Source organism: Janthinobacterium sp. HH104, from assembly GCF_001758715.1.
GTDB lineage: Bacteria > Pseudomonadota > Gammaproteobacteria > Burkholderiales > Burkholderiaceae_D > Janthinobacterium > Janthinobacterium aestuarii.
This window is the reverse complement of the sequence record NZ_LRIB01000039.1, coordinates 197,076-214,494: the sequence shown is the minus strand read 5'-3', so window position 1 is coordinate 214,494 and position 17,419 is coordinate 197,076. Positions and strand designations below refer to the sequence as shown.

General features: G+C 56.3%; 15 protein-coding genes and 2 other RNA genes. 4 read left to right on the top strand and 13 right to left on the bottom strand.

Annotated elements, in window-relative coordinates; translation table 11 throughout:
* Nucleotides 1-19 precede the first annotated feature (19 nt).
* The 3 genes from JAB6_RS18195 to JAB6_RS18185 form a co-directional block, all read right to left on the bottom strand.
* Entirely contained in the window at nt 20-1,174 is a 1,155-nt protein-coding gene (locus tag JAB6_RS18195; protein WP_070303980.1) for a sensor histidine kinase KdpD, read from the bottom strand.
* A 181-nt stretch (nt 1,175-1,355) separates the two neighbouring features.
* On the bottom strand, nt 1,356-1,712 hold the full coding sequence (locus JAB6_RS18190; protein WP_139143434.1) for a hypothetical protein: 357 nt from the start codon (nt 1,710-1,712) through the stop codon (nt 1,356-1,358).
* A gap of 23 nt (nt 1,713-1,735) precedes the next feature.
* Complete coding sequence (locus tag JAB6_RS18185; RefSeq protein WP_175444568.1) at nt 1,736-2,248, bottom strand: penicillin-insensitive murein endopeptidase; 513 nt, start codon at nt 2,246-2,248, stop codon at nt 1,736-1,738.
* Between the two features lie 212 nt (nt 2,249-2,460).
* Between JAB6_RS18185 and JAB6_RS18180 the strand changes: the two genes are divergently transcribed.
* The 3 genes from JAB6_RS18180 (at nt 2,461) to JAB6_RS18170 (ending at nt 5,491) form a co-directional block, all read left to right on the top strand.
* Nucleotides 2,461-4,065 carry a sensor domain-containing diguanylate cyclase gene (locus JAB6_RS18180; RefSeq protein WP_070303977.1) on the top strand — a complete coding sequence of 535 codons (1,605 nt, stop codon included), beginning with the start codon at nt 2,461-2,463 and terminating at the stop codon, nt 4,063-4,065.
* 134 nt (nt 4,066-4,199) lie between these two features.
* Nucleotides 4,200-5,045 (top strand): hypothetical protein, encoded by an 846-nt coding sequence (locus tag JAB6_RS18175; RefSeq protein WP_139143432.1) that lies wholly within the window; start codon nt 4,200-4,202, stop codon nt 5,043-5,045.
* The gene (locus JAB6_RS18170) at nt 5,042-5,491 is read left to right on the top strand and encodes an HD domain-containing protein (protein WP_070303975.1); all 450 of its coding nucleotides are present in this window, start codon (nt 5,042-5,044) and stop codon (nt 5,489-5,491) included. The genes JAB6_RS18175 and JAB6_RS18170 overlap by 4 nt, the downstream gene beginning before the upstream one ends.
* A gap of 181 nt (nt 5,492-5,672) precedes the next feature.
* Here the strand turns inward: JAB6_RS18170 and JAB6_RS18165 are convergent, their stop codons facing one another.
* The 10 genes from JAB6_RS18165 to JAB6_RS29015 all read right to left on the bottom strand — a co-directional run bounded on the left by JAB6_RS18165 (nt 5,673) and on the right by JAB6_RS29015 (nt 14,500).
* A complete protein-coding gene (locus JAB6_RS18165; protein ID WP_070303974.1) occupies nt 5,673-6,194 on the bottom strand; it encodes a GNAT family N-acetyltransferase in 522 nt (173 codons plus the stop codon).
* Nucleotides 6,195-6,761: 567 nt separating this feature from the next.
* Entirely contained in the window at nt 6,762-8,228 is a 1,467-nt protein-coding gene (locus JAB6_RS28545; RefSeq protein WP_083292784.1) for a hypothetical protein, read from the bottom strand.
* Nucleotides 8,225-9,592: an AAA family ATPase gene (locus JAB6_RS28540; RefSeq protein WP_175444567.1), complete on the bottom strand. Its 1,368-nt coding sequence runs from the start codon at nt 9,590-9,592 to the stop codon at nt 8,225-8,227. Before JAB6_RS28540 ends, JAB6_RS28545 begins: the two co-directional genes overlap by 4 nt.
* A 2-nt stretch (nt 9,593-9,594) precedes the next feature.
* Nucleotides 9,595-9,996, bottom strand: coding sequence for a HEPN domain-containing protein (locus JAB6_RS29020; protein ID WP_175444566.1), 402 nt, complete (start codon nt 9,994-9,996; stop codon nt 9,595-9,597).
* Between the two features lie 510 nt (nt 9,997-10,506).
* Nucleotides 10,507-10,867: a transfer-messenger RNA gene (gene ssrA, locus JAB6_RS18155) on the bottom strand.
* 167 nt (nt 10,868-11,034) lie between these two features.
* Nucleotides 11,035-11,363: a transfer-messenger RNA gene (ssrA, locus tag JAB6_RS18150) on the bottom strand.
* Nucleotides 11,364-11,675: 312 nt separating this feature from the next.
* Nucleotides 11,676-12,380 carry an HAD family hydrolase gene (locus tag JAB6_RS18145; protein WP_070303972.1) on the bottom strand — a complete coding sequence of 235 codons (705 nt, stop codon included), beginning with the start codon at nt 12,378-12,380 and terminating at the stop codon, nt 11,676-11,678.
* Between the two features lie 68 nt (nt 12,381-12,448).
* Nucleotides 12,449-13,144: a bifunctional 2-polyprenyl-6-hydroxyphenol methylase/3-demethylubiquinol 3-O-methyltransferase UbiG gene (gene ubiG / locus JAB6_RS18140; protein ID WP_034751812.1), complete on the bottom strand. Its 696-nt coding sequence runs from the start codon at nt 13,142-13,144 to the stop codon at nt 12,449-12,451.
* 127 nt (nt 13,145-13,271) lie between these two features.
* On the bottom strand, nt 13,272-13,982 hold the full coding sequence (ompA, locus tag JAB6_RS18135; protein ID WP_034751810.1) for an outer membrane protein OmpA: 711 nt from the start codon (nt 13,980-13,982) through the stop codon (nt 13,272-13,274).
* Between the two features lie 164 nt (nt 13,983-14,146).
* Entirely contained in the window at nt 14,147-14,500 is a 354-nt protein-coding gene (locus JAB6_RS29015; RefSeq protein WP_139143430.1) for a hypothetical protein, read from the bottom strand.
* 138 nt (nt 14,501-14,638) lie between these two features.
* Between JAB6_RS29015 and gyrA the strand changes: the two genes are divergently transcribed.
* Nucleotides 14,639-17,317 (top strand): DNA gyrase subunit A, encoded by a 2,679-nt coding sequence (gyrA, locus tag JAB6_RS18130; RefSeq protein WP_070303971.1) that lies wholly within the window; start codon nt 14,639-14,641, stop codon nt 17,315-17,317.
* Nucleotides 17,318-17,419 lie beyond the last annotated feature (102 nt).

The window sequence follows — 17,419 nt, the reverse complement described above, 5'->3', positions numbered from 1 at the left end:
ATATCTGCCGGGATAGGCCTTAGCCGCCGTTTCCCCCGCCGCTCAGCGATACCCTGGGCAGGCGCACGGTAAATATCGTGCCGCTTTCCAGGCTGGACTCGGCACCGATGGTGCCGCCATGCGCGCTGGCGATTTCACGCGCGATAAACAGGCCCAGGCCGATACTGGTGGCATTGGGCGCCTTGTGATCGTCAGAAATGGCCAGCTGGACCAACGGATCGAAAATGCTCTTCAGCGACGCTTCCGGGATCTGGCGGCCGAAATTCTTCACTTGCACCACGGCCGTATCGGCATCGCCGCAGGCCGTGATGGTCACCGGCTGGTCGTCGGTGCGGTATTGCGCGGCATTGTTGAGCAAATTGGAAAACAGCTGGGCCAATCGGGCCGCATCGAAGTCGCCGATCATCTCGCCCGTGGTACTCAGTTCAAACTTGCATTGCGGGTGAGCAGCCGAGGCATCCTCGACGGATGTCTTGCAGATTTCCCCCAGGTCGCCCAAGGTGGGTGAAATGGGCATGTGTCCCCCCAGCTGCGTCCTGGCAAATTCCAGCAGATCGTTCACCATGGTTGTCATGGTGGCCGCGCTACGGGCAACCCGTGCACCGATCTGCACCGTGGAAGCGGAGGTTGCGCTCGGCCTGCTCAGCAGCGCACCGGCCATCGTCATCGTGCTCAGCGGACTGCGCAGGTCGTGGCTGAGGATGGCGAGAAAGGTATTGCGGGTGCGGTCGCTCTGCTGCGAGTAGCGTATGGCCGATTCCTGCAGCGCCTGGTCTATCGCTTCATTGAAGCGCAAGATGTCGTCCGTTGCCGTTTTCGACGTCACCGACACCTGTGCCATCCACAGCCGCAGTACGCTGGCCCGCATCGCGCGAAATTCCGCCGTCAGCTGCGGCAGCGTGAAGCCGATCTGCTGGCGCAGCGAGCCGTGCGTGGCGGCGGCCGTTTCCTTGCCCGTTATTTCCGATACGCCCGTGGTCGATTTCTTTTTTCGCTGCGCCGCGTTCTCGATGACATCCATGTCGCGCACGATGGTTTGCAGCATCTGCTTGGCATGATCGCGCAATTCCGCTTTCGAGATGGCGGCCCCCGGAATGGGCAGCGACCTGGCGAAGAGTTCCCACTCTTCCAGGATCGGCTCCAGATGGCCGGTAATAAAGCGCGATAGTTTCACGGTGGACCAATGCGTTGATGGAAGAGGAGCCAGTGTACGCTGTTGAGCTGAGGGATGGGGGATTGGGTTCTGCTCTGGGTGTCATATGCAGGTAGAGTCGCTCAGGCGGAAGAATTCGGCTGGATGTGCGCCGGTACAAGGAGGAGGGCCCTGGTTGTAGCTGTGCCAGGCAGCGCCCAGGCTAGCAGATTGCTCCATACATCCCTTTTCCCGTAAGCAGGTCGAGTCCGAAATAGCATTGGTATGCCGCCCCTTTTGTATGAACGCAGGTAATATCTCCCCTGCGCCGCTCACGGTAGTCAGCCGAGGAACTGCATGCTTGCTCCTGTTTCACATCGGGGCCGAGCTGGGCAAACAGTTCCCGTGCCAATTCCCCTTTGACCATGATTGCCACTTTCCGGTCGTTTCGCGTGGGTGGCAGCATTTCGGACAGCGTTCCGCCGTAGATCTGATAGTCACCGCGCAAGGGGCGTGGTTCGCCAGTCCATGCCGGCGGCTTGTCTGCGGCTTGCGACGGCGAGAATAGAGCGAGCGCCATGGCGCAGCATGCAAGCCGAGTAGTCATCCATGCTCCCTGATTTCAATATGAAGATGGTCGTCGTGTCCTTTCAGAGACCGCACGCGCCCGGCACCGATCGTCTTTTGTATCTCTTCATCGTTAAAGAAGACCTTGGTGACCATTGGGTGCCGCAGAAACAGCTGTATCAATTTGATAGTGGCGCTCCGGTCATACACGCTATCAAAGCGCGACACGCGTGCGGACTGGCCTTGCAGTTTGTCCTTCCGCAAGGGGCGTAGATCCATTTCAATGCCTTTTCTGTGGCTGACATGCTTGTCGTACGCTAATCCTTCGGCAATGCTGATATTCCCGATACTAAATTTTCTATCATCAATTGCCTGCCATTCACGTTCGATGTAAAAGATCAGGGATAGCAAGCTGGGGTGCGCATATTGGGCCATATGGCCGGAATGTGGCATCCGGTGCAGATTGCCATAGACGTAATACCCGGCATCTTCCGGAGCTTGCGGCAATATAAAAAAACCGCGCTTATCCCTCGGCTGAACTTCAAGCATGGTCAACTCCGCTACGCGAAACGGTGGGGGCGTTGGCATTGTTTCGTATTTTTTTCCATCAGGAATTGCGGTGTCGCAAACTATGGCGAACACGGACCGGATTCATCAATGCCATGGTGGTAACTTTTTTATATCGTGTTTGTGACGATGTGTGAGTATGTTGCCACCTATTTGGTGCACACTTTGCCGGATATCAATGAGGGAGTGTACCCATGACCAGGTCACGCAGCTTGCCGCCACGATTGCTGGGAGCAGGCTTCCGTGGCTTTTCCCTGCTGCCGCTGGCTATCTCATTTGTCGTGCTGGTGTGCCTGTCGCTGCTGGCGATCCAGTTATGGACGACCTTGCGCGCGCGGGAGGGGCAACTGCTTGAAGCGTCCCGTGAAAGTGCCAATCTGGCGCAATCTGTTGCGCAGCATGCCTATGACACCATCAAGGAAGCCGATACGGTGCTGGTCGGACTGGTGGAGAGGGTGGAAACAGACGGTGTTACCGGGCTTGAACTGACCCGTATCCACAAATTGCTGGTCAACCGTGTCGCCGAGTTGCCCCAGTTGCACGGTATCTTCATCTATGCCAACGATGGCAGCTGGCTTGTGAACTCTCAGAAAACGCTGTTGAGCAATCTGAATAATTCCGACCGAGATTATTTCAAATATCATCGAACGCATGCTGATCGGGGGCCGTATGTCGGACCTCCTGTGCGCAGCAAATCGACGGGACACTGGATAGTCACGGTATCGCGGCGGATCAATTTGCCTGACGGAAGTTTCGGCGGCGTGGCGCTGGCGACCATCGACATGAATTATTTCAGGCTGTTTTATGAACGCTTTTCGATAGGAAAAAAAGGCGCTATTTTCATTGCGAATGGAAAAGGCATTCTTTTATTGAGAAGGCCGTTCGATGAGAGTTTGCTGGGGCGCGATATTTCAAAGTTCCCGATATTTCATGATTACCTACCCAAAAGTCCCGTTGGCACGGCCGTGGTCCAGTCGCGGGTCGATGGCGTGACGCGTATCAATAGCTACCGAAGAGTCGAGGAATACCCGCTGGTGGTCTCTGCAGCACTGTCGCAGGATGAGGTCCTTGCTTCATGGCGTCTTGATACGATGATTCAAAATACGGTGGGTGGCGTGCTGGTACTGCTGATCGCCTTCATCGGATACCGCGTGGTGCGGCAGATCGATTTGCGGGCCAAGAGCGAGGCGGGACTGGTCGAGGCGCGCAATGAACTGGAAATGGTCAATGAAACCCTGGCCCGCCTTGCCAGTCAGGATGGATTGACGGGACTGGCGAACCGGCGCCACTTCGACCAGTCGCTGCTTGCCGAGTTCAGCCGTGCCCAGCGTGAAGGCAGCTCACTTGGGCTGGTGCTGATCGATGTCGACTTCTTCAAGCAATACAACGATATCTATGGCCATGTGGCCGGCGACGAGTGCCTGAGAAAAATTGGCAAGGTGGTCGGCTACAGCATGCGCAGGCCGGGCGACCTTGCGGCGCGCTACGGCGGCGAGGAGATGGTCATTTTATTGCCAGGAACGGAGTTGCCGGGGGCATTAGCGGTGGCGGAAAGCGTTCGCCAGGCCGTGCAATCGCTGGGAATCGAGCATAGTGGCAGCCCTCCCGGCGTGGTGACGGCCAGCGTCGGCGTGGCGGCTTTTATACCGATGCATCAGGAAAACCGCCCGGTCGAGCTGGTTGAACTTGCTGACAAGGCACTGTACAAGGCCAAGGTATTGGGGAGAAATCAGGTCTGTTATGAATCTTCTAGCGAAATTGCCGCCGAGCAGGCCGCGACTGCTTTTGCGTTTCGATAGCCATTGTTGAAGACGGATGGGCGGGCGCGGCTTTGCGCTGCGTCCTGTGCGGCGCGTGCGCCAGCCTTGTCCATGTACAATCGGCAACATCCGGATCGACGTATCCGCCCCTCCACTGCGGAGTACGCTAGAGCGTGACACAAACATTGCAAACCTGGCTGCAGGCCTGGCGCGAAGCCTTCACGTGCATCGGCCTGGGACTGCGCGATGCGCGTCATGCGGGCCTGTGGTGGCGCTCCGCGCTGTGGTGCATGGCGGTCGTGGCGCTGTGGCTGGGACTGTATGGCTACTTTGGCCGTTTTTTTGTCGAGCTGAGCGCCATGCTGGCGCTGGTGTCCGTCACCGGCTTGCTGGGCCTGGGCGTGATGGATGGCGTCGGGGCGCTGGCCAGCGGGCCTGCAACGGTGTCGCAGATGGGCAATATCGCTGGCGGCCTGGGCAGCGCCGCCAAGGCCATGCTGTCGATAGGCCAGATCGCCCTGGCGTTGCTGGCGCTGGCTGCTTTTTTCTATGTGATGGTCTTTACCGTCGGCGCCATCGGCACGGCGCGCCTGCCGCTGCGCTGGCTGTTGCTGGAGCGCGCCAAGGCGGTGGTGGCGCGGCGCTATGTCGCGTGGGCGCCGCCGGCCGGCTTGGATGTGTCCGCCACGCGTCCCGCCTGGCGGCGGCGCCTGTTGCTGCTGCTTTCCCTGCTGATTCCGGTGTGGGCCATGTGCGTGCTGATCTCGTATTTTCTGGCCTGGAATGTCCAGATGATCTACGGCGCGGCGGCTGAAGAGGTACTCGGCGCGGAACAGCAAGCGGCCTTGCGCCGCGAACAGCGTCCGGCGATTTTCGCCATGGGACTGCTGCTGTGTTTGCTGATGCTCGTCCCGGTTCTTAATTTACTGCTGCCAGCCTTGCTGTGCAGCAGCGTTTGCCATTTGCAGCGCCGCGGCTGGCGCGCAACGGGAACGTCAACCAACGTGGAGTTCAGATGACTGAAAACGCAAGACGCGGCACCCTCGAGCGCGCGATTGAAATCGCCGCCGCCACCCATGCCGGCCAGACGGACAAGGGCGGCGCGCCATACATATTGCACCCCTTGCGCGTCATGCTGCGCGTCGCCCCCGGCGCCCAGCAGATAGTCGCCGTGCTGCATGACGTGGTGGAAGACAGCGACGGCAAAGTCACCTTCGACGACCTGGCGCGCGAAGGATTTTCCCAGGAAGTCATCGACGGCGTGCGCGCCGTGAGCAAGGTCGAAGGCGAGTCGTATGAGGATTTCATCGCCCGCGCGGCATTGAACCCGGTCGGCAAGGCCGTCAAGCTGGCTGATCTGGCGGAGAATAGCGATTTGTCGAGGATAGATAGGCCGACGCAGAAGGATTTGGAGCGGGGGGAGAAGTATCGGAGGGCGATTCAGCAACTCATGTCAGAGCAATGATTCTTGAATGCCGAGATCGTGTCCGAGCGTGAGACCAGAGGCCGGCATCTGTGAAGACGTTGTCAAAAGGCTGAGGTCTTGCGGAAATGGCGGAACTGATCCTGGTCGCCGACATTTCTCTTTTCCTGTGCGCAGGTTTGTTGATGGTCATACCGGTACGTAGTGAACGCGAGCTGAGGCGTCACTCCATTGGAAGCTGGCATACCATGACCACCATTCCAATGGCTACTTTGTCTGTTTGGAAGGGGATTTCGCCGCGCTCTTGAAAACCGTGTTTTGCGTAGAAGCGGCGAGCATTTAAGTTTGTTTTGAGCACATCTAACCATATCAGGCTCTCCTTACGCTCCATCGCCAGATCATGAATGTAGCTCAAGAGCTGCTTTCCATAACCGCGTCCAGCCTCGGATTTGAGGAAGTATATCTTTTGCAGCTCCAGGCCCACTTCGCCGCTGATAGGCGCCGGTTTCGACAAGTTGACCTTGGCGAAGCCGACGACTTTTCCGCTTTCATCGGAAGCGACAAGCCAGACTTGGTTCAATGAAGTCAGCGAATTCTCAAGCGTGTTGTAAGAAAAATCTTGGTCCAGGAAATCCGATATTCCGGTAGCGGACCAAATATCCGAAAAATGCTCACGGTAGGTCTGGCAGCCGATTTCCTGTAGAGCGCGCACATCTGCCATTCCAGCTTCACGGATATTAATCATATTCTTTCGGTTTGGTCAGAAATGGAGATGCAATGGTATTGTAAATTGCATCATTTCGTTGGGACTTTGTGGGCAGAGTCTTGCAGTGAACGGATTTCATTTTGGTTCTTGATGAGCTGTGGGGCCGAAGGTCAGGTTTGCTATTCGAACGGGCGAGGGTCATCGGGCGAGGGGCAGGTCCGACATTCATACACGACCTGAGCGGTTGATGTTGTCATTAGGAAAAGCTGCCTGCGGCGCAAAAGCTAGCCAGAAGAATCGGAGAGGGTTGCGCTTGCAAGCGTAACCCGGTTTGCGGCACCGAGCTGCGCTCGCCGGAGGCCCCGCAAAACCCCCGCGCCCGTACCGGACGCGGATTCGATGCCCGCGTTCTGCATGCATGGAATAAATAAAAAGGGCCTCCCCGCCAAAACGGGGAAGCCCTTTTTATTTATTCGACGGCGTCAATCAAACTCTTGAATTATTGCCATATAAATCAATTACTTAAAAACCATCTTAGATTTGACTCTTTATAAATACCCCACAAATACCCCCAAAAGCAATTGAAATGGGTAAGGCGTCATAGGACTACACTGGCGTCGTGCCGCCCTTTTTCAACAATCTTGCCGCTACTCTAAATAAGTCCGGCATATCTAACCGTTCATCCTTTCGTCGAAACATAACGCCAATTCGTTCCAAAGCAAGAAACAAATCTTTTTCCGTAGCCTTAGTTCCAGCTGGAAACGGTGGCAAGTAGTTATGCTCTACTGAATCTAAGACCAGCTGCTGTAAGGTTTTCGCAATTTTCCAAACTCTGAAAACTTCAACCTCATCTTGAGGCAAAAGCAACCCAGCTAAGGGAGCTAGGACTCCCTTAATCCAAGGAAATTCTTGATGAAGTTGATCAACTCGCGTCTTGGATGCAGCCCTTAATCCATGTCGAATTCCGTCAGCTGTTATTGATCTGTCATCAGGAGGATTTCCGTGCTTCGCAGCGGAAATCATCAAGCCCAAAAAACTTCGTGGCGTAACCTCATCAAATGCATCAGACAAATGCACAGCGGGCCAGTCGTATGTCTTTCCTTTTTTAAATCCATACTGACCATCAGCCATATATGCTCCGGCTAGCCTTTGCATAATCGTTGCTTGACTAACTTCGTCAAAACTTAGTGGCCAACGTCGCGTCAAAATGGAACTTGTAGTCGGCAAAGCAACCGATTCTTCTCGCAAAAGTTTTCTAAAAGATTGATTAGCGGAAGTCACTTTGGTACGAGCTAATCTCGAAAACAGAAGCCCGTACAAATCTCGGCGAGACCATACAAGTCGAACTGCACCAGTACGAAGCTTTGGCAACTCGACAAACCTGAGGCCGTCATCATCAATCTGATCTGGACGCAGGAACAACTTGAGTTTAATGCCGCGATACGCCCGCATTGCCCAAACCACCTCTAACAATGCCTCAGTTAACATCCTGCGACGAGGCCAACTGGTTGCCATAACGTCCAATGCATCGTAGACAATTAGTAAAGTAACACCATCCTTACGAAATTGCCTTTCGTATCGACTAAGTTCCTTTTCACGATCCTCCCAGTCCGAACACAATTCCATCAACGACGATAGTTTAGACTTTGCTTTCCCGGTCGCATCTTGGGCGGCGCGTAAGATAGTCGCCCACCAAAATAGTTTCGCTACAGATGCGTCGGCATTAGACGGAATACTGCCATTCAATGCGTCTACACCTATCCCATTAGCGCCGCCAACTCCGGTAAATCCAAATTTTACGTCTATGGCATCAAGCCCTAACCGAGGATATGCTTTCGCTGCAACTTGGCGCGTATCATCTTGCCCAAGCACCCCGGACCAAAAACTTTTTCCCGCCCCACGAGGCCCCACAACAATAGGAGTAGCGGGATCAAGGGCTGCGGCATGGTTTTCGGGTGCGTACATGTCCTCCAATCGAGGCACGTAGGCTCCCACTGCATCGTTAGATACGTCTGCGGGGATCTCAGCTATAGCAGAACGAATTGCTCGAAAATCCTTCGGTTCAATATTCAAACAACACCTCCGACATCATTCAACATTACCGTCTCAATCTTCTTTAAAACAGCTTCATAAGCTTTGGTGTACACGGGAAGTGAAAGCAAGTCTCTTCGAGCATTGGGGTTAAATAAGCGGAACTGTTCATCGTGCAATACATAGGTTACATCTACAGCCTTAACCTCATCGTCTACTTCAATTTCTTCAACGGCATCTTCATCTTCCCACGGGACATCATTAAAGGGGCCGGCTGGTATTGGAACCTCATTACTCGACGTCTTGCGTGGAGCAATCAAGTCGGATTTGATAAACAAATCCTGACAATTTTCTACAAAGGACAGTCTCTCCGAGGCATCATCAGAAGCCTTACCTTGCACCATTGAAATAGAATTAATCCATTGCGAGTCACCGCCGTCTTTGATGCTAATCCGACTCAAATGACTAAGTAATGCAGTATAGCCTTGGAAAGTTTGAGGTTCATCTAGACCAAAGAGGAGTACATGGGCACCCAAACCCAAAATTGCCGAGGCAGTAGTTTCATGAAGTCCAGCGCGTGCATCTATTAAAATTACGTCATATCTAGTTAGATCACTAAAGTAATCAACAATGCCTTTTACCTCATCTAGGATCGTAGACGTTGTACCATCCTCATTAATTTTCTCTGCATATGCCCTAGCAATTTTAGATAGGACGTCGCCAGGATTATCTAAAGAACGCCGACCAAAAGCAGGAATAACGTCAATTCTTCCATGACGGTCCGCTAGGGAAGAGGGGCCAACCATATCAGCCATAAATTCATCGTCTAGCTTAGACACACCACTTTCAACCATTGCATCTATCATCCCAAAATCTGGTGTAGTCCCAGAGTCAAGGAGTATCGCACCTAGACCTGGGGCTTCCATATCAAGATCTATCGCTAAAACACGTTTTCCCTGAGCCGCCAAGTCGGCAGCTACGACCGCTAATGTAGTTGTACGGCCTACCCCTCCTTTAAGGCTAGCAAAAACGAATCGCGACGGTGGAGCGGCGGGCATTTCAGGAGGGCGCAACCAGTCCGCACCTACTAATCTCCGATCAATAACCTTCACCGAGATTGTCGCTACGCTGACGTGGAGTGGCGCTTCCTTGAAGAGTGCCGCTACCCCATAGTCATCGATATCTGCGGCAACGCGATCCGTTCGTGCATACGCACATAGGTCTGCCCGCAGTCGAACGGAAAGTTTCTTCACATCCGTTTCAGGCCTGGCTGAATTGAAAAAGAATGCAAGTTTCCCTGTGGTATCGCGGAGTACAAGCCCGTCGACCATAGTCTGCTCATCAAACAGTTCTATAACCGCGTTTACTAAAATTGGAAGACTTTCGTCAAATCGAACATTATTCATTATTAGGTTCCCATCGCCGCAACAGCCTGACGTGCTTGCTCCGCCCAGCTCTTGACCCATTGCGGCTGAATTTCGCTGCCATGAGAATAGCGCATCAAAGTGGACCAATTACTCATGAAGCGGTCGCTATCTATAAACTTCAAAAGCGGCGAACTTCGCCTTCCGCTTAGCGTATCTCGTAGTTGGGTGCGCAGTTCAGGAAAGTGCAGATAGAAGGGATCGTTTCGACGTTCGGAAGGTTCAAGAGGCCTTATACCTGCATCTATCATCATTGCTTTCACTGCGCATTCCGCCGCAATTCCATAAAGGTAGCCAGCTACGTCGGTTCGTGAACCGGAGGAAAGTTCCTCCGCCGCTTCCAGATGACGGTGGGCAGAGCGTTGCAAATTCGGAGGAAAGGCCATTAACAAAACTTTCGAACACAGTAGCTTGCAAGGTTCTAACGAGCTCACTTGCATCAATGAACATGCCAGCTGTCTCACGCTCAAGCAATAGGCACCACACTTCATGTGCACGAAAACCGTTGGAACTGACACTCTCAAAAATATTGTTATTTTAGCGTATGGCTGCTCACAAGACGTCGAAGTAGGCAAATATTTCCTGCCGTTGTTCAAATGAACTTTTTCCCGCTCTACGAGGGAGCGAGGGTCAGGTCCGGCATTCGTACACGGCCTGAGCAGTCGATATTGCCGTTAGGGAAAACCGCCTGCGGCGCAAAAGCTAGCCAGAGGAATCGGAGAGGGTTGCGCTTGCAAGCGTAACCCGGTTTTGCGGCGCCGAGCTGCGCTCGCCGAAGGCCCCGCAAAACCCCCGCGCCCGTACCGGACGCGGATTCGATGCCCGCGTTCTGCATGCATGGAATAAATAAAAAGGGCCTCCCCGCCAAAACGGGGAAGCCCTTTTTATTTATTCGGTGGTGGAGACGGCGGGAATCGAACCCGCGTCCGCAAGCACTCCACAGACAGTTCTACATACTTAGCACTATCATTTAATTTAACTCAGCCAGCACGGATGTGCACGTTATGGGCAAGCGAGTTACCTATTATTTAGTCGGACGCTAAGTAACCCAGCATACGACGAGTCCCTGTAAATGACTCTAGAGCTTTTGACGGCCCACCCCAGGGACGAGGTGTTCTAGAGCTAACAGCGATTAAGCTGCCAGTGCGTACGAGTTATCGTTTGCAGTTAAGTTTTTTCAGGTTGTATTTACGAGGTAGCCCGCCCTCGGTATGCCCTGCGCTGCTTTGCAACCCACGTCGAAACCAGGTCGTCCCCACAGAACCTTCATTGTAGCGCAATCTGCCCACTCTTGCTTGGTGCATTCGCGGTAAGGAACGAGGCATCTTCGAATCGCTTGAGTCAGACGAATCGGAGAGGCTTGCGCCGGCAGGCGCAAGCCGGTTGTGCGGCGCCGGGCTGTGCCCGCCGAAGTCCCGCACAACCCCCGCGTCCGCAAGCACTCTACAGACAGTTCTACATACTTGGCACTATCATTTAATTTGACTCAGCCAGCACGGATGTGCAGGCTATGAGCAAGCGAGTTACCTATTATTTAGTCGGACACCAAATAACCCAGCATCAGACGAGCTCTGTGGTGACTCTGGAGCTTTTGACGGCCCACCCCAGGGACGAGGTGTTCTGGAGCTAACTGCGATCAAGCTGCCAGTGCGTACGAGTTATCGTTTGCAGTTAAGTTTTTTCAGCTTGTATTTACGAGGTAGCCCGCCCTCGGTATGTCCTGCGCTGCTTCGCAACCCACGTCGAAACCAGGTCGTCCCCACGGAAGCTTCTGTGTAGCGCAATCTGCCCACTCTTGCATGGTGCATTCGCGGTAAGGAGCGAGGCAGCTTTGAATCGCTTGAGCCAGACGAATTGGAGGGGCTTGTGCTGGCAGGCGCAAGCCGCGCATCCGCAAGCACTCCACAGACAGTTGTACCACCCTACAGGTAAGTGCTGGGGTCAGTCGCTTCGCGATTGGAATACGCCCCCATTGGGGCGTATTCCCCCGGCGGGTCTGACCCCGGATTTTTGTTGCTGGTCGAAACAGGTGTTTGTGGCGTGCGTGAGTTTTCAGAAGTAAGCCTCAAGCCGCCAACTGCCGCTCTTGCGCCGCCTTCACCACGCCAGTCACCAGCTCCAGCAAGGCCAGCGGCGTATCGAGCAAATGGTCGGCGTTCCAGTGCTGCGGCTCGACGGCGCCGCAGTAGCCCCAGGCGCAGGCGACCGTGCGCATGCCGGCGGCGCGGCCGGCATGGATGTCGCGCAGGTCGTCGCCCACGTACCAGCAGTCTTCCGGCGCCAGATCCAGGCGGCGGGCCGCTTCCAGCAGGGGGGCGGGGTGCGGTTTCGGGTGGGGCATGGTGTCGCCAGAGATCACGCAGCCGGCGGCGCCCAGGCCGATCTGGCCGACCAGCGGGTCCGTGAAGCGGGCGGCCTTGTTGGTGACGACGCCCCAGGCCAGGCCCAGAGCGGTCAAGCCTTCCAGCATGGCGGGGATGCCGTCGAATAAACGGCTTTCCACGGCCAGGGCCGCTTCGTAATTGTTCAGGAAACCGTCTTTCAGGGCTTCGTAGCCGCTTTCGCCAGGAGCTATCCCATACGACGCGCCTATCATGCCGCGCGCGCCGGCCGAGGCCGTGGGGCGCAGGATGTCATACGGGGTCGGCGCCAGGCCGGCGCGCGCGCGCAGCAGGTTGATGGCCGCCGCCAGGTCGGGCGCGGTGTCGGCCAGGGTGCCGTCGAGGTCGAACAGGATGGCGCGCGGGGCTGGCAGATGGTCAGTGATCATGGCGGGCAAAGTGTGTCAAGTGGGAATGAAAAATGGCGGCCGCAGCCGCCTTGTATTGTGCGTGATTGTTACAGCGGCCGGGTGCAGGCCACCAGGTAATTGACGCTGGTATCGCTATTAAGTGAGTAAATCTTGGTCAGCGGATTGTAGCCCATGCCGCGCATGCTGTTGACGTCCAAGCCGGCGCTGCGCAGGTATTGCGACAGCTCGGCCGGGGTGATGAATTTGTCATAGTCGTGCGTGCCTTTCGGCAGCAGACGCAGCAGGTATTCGGCGCCCAAGATGGCGAACAGATACGCTTTCGGGTTGCGGTTCAGGGTCGACAGGAAGACGTGGCCGCCCGGTTTGACCAGCGCGGCGCAAGCCTTGACGATGGCGGCGGGGTCCGGCACGTGCTCGAGCATTTCCATGCACGTCACGACGTCGTACTGGCCCGGCTCTTCCTCGGCCATGGCTTCTGCGGCGATCAGCTTGTAGCGTACCTTGGCGCCTGATTCCAGGCTGTGCAGGTCGGCCACTTTCAAGGCCTTGTCGGACAGGTCGATGCCCGTCACGTCGGCACCCTTGCGGGCCATCGATTCGGCCAGGATGCCGCCGCCGCAGCCGATGTCGATCACGCGCTTGCCGGCCAGCGGCACTTTCGCGTTGATCCATTCCAGGCGCAGGGGGTTAATTTCGTGCAGGGGACGAAACTCGGAAGTGGGGTCCCACCAGCGGTGGGCCAGCTCACTGAATTTTTGGATTTCGAGAGGGTCGGCGTTCATAGGTCGAATAATAGCGGCAATTTTACAATTGGGCAGCCACGGACGAAAAAAAACCCCGCCGTAGCGGGGTTTTTCATGCTGTTCTTGACTTGCGCGATGACTTGCGGCAAGTCCAGGGGTTCAGCAATTACTTGTTGCGGGTACCAACAACTTCGATTTCCACGCGACGGTTTTTCGCACGGCCTTCGGCAGTTTTGTTATCAGCAACAGGTTGTTTTTCGCCTTTGCCTTCGGTGTACACGCGGTTGCTTTCAACGCCTTTGTTGACCAGGTAGGCTTTGACAGCATCAGCACGACGTACCGACAGTTTTTGGTTGTAAGCATCGGTGCCGACGGAGTCGGTGTGACCCACAGCGATGATGACTTCCAGGTTGATGCCACCCAGTTGTGCGGCCAGCTCGTCCAGCTTGGACTTGCCTTCTGGCTTCAGCGTAGCTTTGTCGAAATCGAAGAATGCATCAGCAGCGAAGCTGACTTTTTCCGAGGTAGGAGCAACTACGACTGGCACTGGCACGACTGGTGCTGGTGCTGGAGCAGGTACGACTGGTGCTGGAGGAGCCACGCATTTGCCGTCTTGCAGGGTTTCTGGCTCTACGCACAGTGGTACGTCGCAACCTGGCACTGCGTCAGCAGGTGTCCAGTAGCCGGTACGCCAGCACAGGCCGAATGGGTCACGCACGATTACGCCGCGAGCATCTTGCACATAAGCGCTTTTTGGGCTTGGTGCTTTGATGTCAGTGGTAACTGGCGCGAATGGTGGGGAGGTTGGGGTTTGGGCCGAAGCCGAGCCAGCAATCACTGCGGATGCAGCGAAAAACAGCGTTACAAATTTATTCATTCTTTTTTCCTTTCGGGGGGTGATATCCGCAGAACAACACTGCGCTACTGGTGCTACGTGCCAAGATTTTATCATGTAGACCATATGCGCTCGTTTCAGATTGCGAAACTAGCAATTAACTTCCCAGTCATTTTGCCACACGCATCAGGGGCACACGACCGTGGTTAAATCAAAGCCTGCCCGATTTTAGACCGTGCGTTGTTTTTGCGCAACGAAAATGCCCATTTGTAACGCATCTGTAACAATTGATCGCTTTTTTTGCCTCTTTTAAGGGCAGATGTCTTGAACTGACATTGCCATTGTGCATTATCGACAGGGCAACATGCACGGCTCCGATGCAAACTGCCAATCTTGCCGGTATGGCCAATTTGTACAGGTAGCTGGGCGCGCATGCTAAAATCGTGCGCTTGACTGTTAAGAGTGTCGAGCAAATGCCCACGGCGGCACTGCATGGCCAGCACGTACCCTTGCGGTACGCGTACTGGCCGCGCCGCCAGCCCGCCGATTTGTTCTGGCACTCTGCGACATGGAAGCCGGGCCACGCCAGTAGCGCGCGGCGCGGCGTCCACGACGACAGCCACCCAGGATATGCAGTATTGCGTCATACATTGCGTAACAGATAAGTTAACCACAGCCTGAGATCAGTCGAACCGCCAATGGATCAATTCGCAAAAGAAACAATTCCTATTTCCCTCGAAGAAGAGATGCGCAAGAGCTACCTCGATTACGCCATGAGCGTGATCGTCGGTCGCGCCTTGCCCGATGCGCGCGATGGCTTGAAGCCAGTGCACCGCCGCGTCTTGTTCGCGATGCATGAAATGAATAACGTGTGGAACCGCCCTTACGTCAAGTGCGCCCGCGTGGTCGGCGAAACCATGGGTAAATACCATCCCCACGGCGATGCCTCGATCTACGACACACTGGTGCGCATGGCGCAAGATTTTTCGCTGCGCTACATGCTCGTCGATGGCCAGGGCAACTTCGGTTCCGTCGACGGCGACGGCGCCGCGGCAATGCGTTACACCGAGTGCCGCCTGGACAAGATCGCCAGCGAGCTGCTGGCCGATATCGACAAGGATACCGTCGACTTCCAGCCCAACTACGATGGCAAGGAAAAGGAACCGACGGTCTTGCCGACGCGTATCCCGAATCTGCTGATCAATGGCTCGTCCGGTATCGCGGTCGGCATGGCGACGAACATTCCGCCACATAACATCACCGAAGTCATCGACGGCGCGCTGCACGTGCTGCGCAATCCCGAGTGCACGATCGATGAATTGATCGAGCTGATCCCGGCGCCGGACTTCCCGACGGCCGGCATCATCTATGGCGTGTCCGGCGTGCGCGACGGCTACCGCACGGGCCGTGGCCGCGTCGTCATGCGCGCCAAGACCCACTTCGAAGAATACGGCAAGGATGGCGGCCGCATCGCCATCATCGTCGACGAGCTGCCATTCCAGGTCAACAAGAAATCCTTGCTGGAACGCATCGCTGAAAACGTGCGCGACAAGAAGCTCGACGGCATTTCCGACATCCGCGACGAATCCGACAAGTCGGGCATGCGCGTGGTGATCGAGCTGAAACGGGGCGAAGTGCCGGAAGTGGTGCTGAACAACCTGTACAAGCAGACCCAGTTGCAGGACACCTTCGGCATGAACATGGTGGCACTGGTCGATGGCCAGCCCAAGCTGCTGAACCTCAAGCAGATGCTGCAATGCTTCCTGTCGCACCGCCGCGAAGTGGTGACGCGCCGTACCGTGTTCGAACTGCGCAAGGCGCGCGAACGCGGCCACGTGCTCGAAGGCCTGGCGGTCGCGCTGGCCAACATCGATGACTTCATCGCCATCATCAAGGCCGCGCCGACGCCGCCGATCGCCAAGGTCGAGCTGATGGCCAAGGCCTGGGATTCGTCCGTCGTGCGCGAAATGCTGGCCCGCACGGGCGACGGCACGACGCCGGGCGGCGTGGACGCCTACCGTCCGGAAAACCTGCCGAAGCACTACGGCATGCAGACGGATGGCCTGTACAAGCTGTCGGACGACCAGGCGCAGGAAATTTTGCAGATGCGCCTGCAGCGCCTGACCGGCCTGGAACAGGACAAGATCGTCAACGAGTACAAGGACGTGATGGAACATATCGCCGACTTGCTCGACATCCTGGCCAAGCCGGAACGCGTCACCGTCATCATCACCGATGAAATGACGGCCGCGAAGAACGAATACGGCGCAGGCAACAAGGACGTGCGCCGCTCGCAGATCGAGTTGAATGCGACCGACCTGGAAACGGAAGATCTGATCACACCGCAGGACATGGTCGTGACCCTGTCGCACACCGGCTACATGAAGGCCCAGCCGATCACCGAATACCGCGCGCAGAAGCGCGGCGGCCGCGGCAAGCAGGCGATGGCGACGAAAGAGGAAGACTGGATCGACCAGCTGTTCATCGCCAATACGCACGACTACATCCTGTGCTTCTCGGATCGTGGCCGCATGTACTGGCTGAAGGTGTGGGAAGTGCCGCAAGGCTCGCGCAATTCGCGCGGCAAGCCGATCGTCAACATGTTCCCGCTGCAGGACAACGAAAAGATCACCGTGATCCTGCCGCTGTCGGGCGAGAACCGCACGTTCCCGGAAGACCATTACGTCTTCATGTCGACCAGCCTGGGCACCGTCAAGAAGACGCCGCTGAAGGACTTCAGCAATCCACGCAAGGCCGGCATCATCGCGGTCGACCTGGACGACGGCGACTTCCTGATCGGCGCGGCGCTGACCGACGGCCAGCACGACGTGATGCTGTTCTCCGATTCGGGCAAGGCAGTGCGCTTCGACGAAAACGATGTGCGTCCGATGGGCCGTACGGCGCGCGGCGTGCGCGGCATGAACCTGGAAGAAGGCCAGCACGTGATCGCCCTGCTGGTGGCCGAGAACGAGCAGCAGTCGGTGCTGACGGCAACGGAAAACGGTTACGGCAAGCGTACGCCGATCACCGAGTACACGCGCCATGGCCGTGGCACGAAAGGCATGATTGCCATCCAGACCAGTGAGCGCAACGGTAAAGTGGTTGCCGCGACCCTGGTCGATACCAGCGATGAAATCATGCTGATCACCACCGGTGGCGTCTTGATCCGCACCCGCGTGTCGGAAATCCGCGAGATGGGCCGCGCGACGCAGGGCGTGACCCTGATCGCCGTGGAGGACGGCACCAAGCTGTCCGGCCTGCAGCGCGTGGTGGAAACGGATATCGACGAAGTCGAGCTGACGACGGAGGCGGACGCCGCGCCTGCGCCGGCGGCGGCTGACCCAGCCGATCCTGTCGATCCGGCACAGCCGGAGTAAGATGATTGGGGCTCTTTCGGGAGCCCCAATTGCTATTGGCGCGTGCTTATGCCGCCAGCAGAATTGCGTAGGTCGGCTTAGCCCGTCGGGCGTAAGCCGACA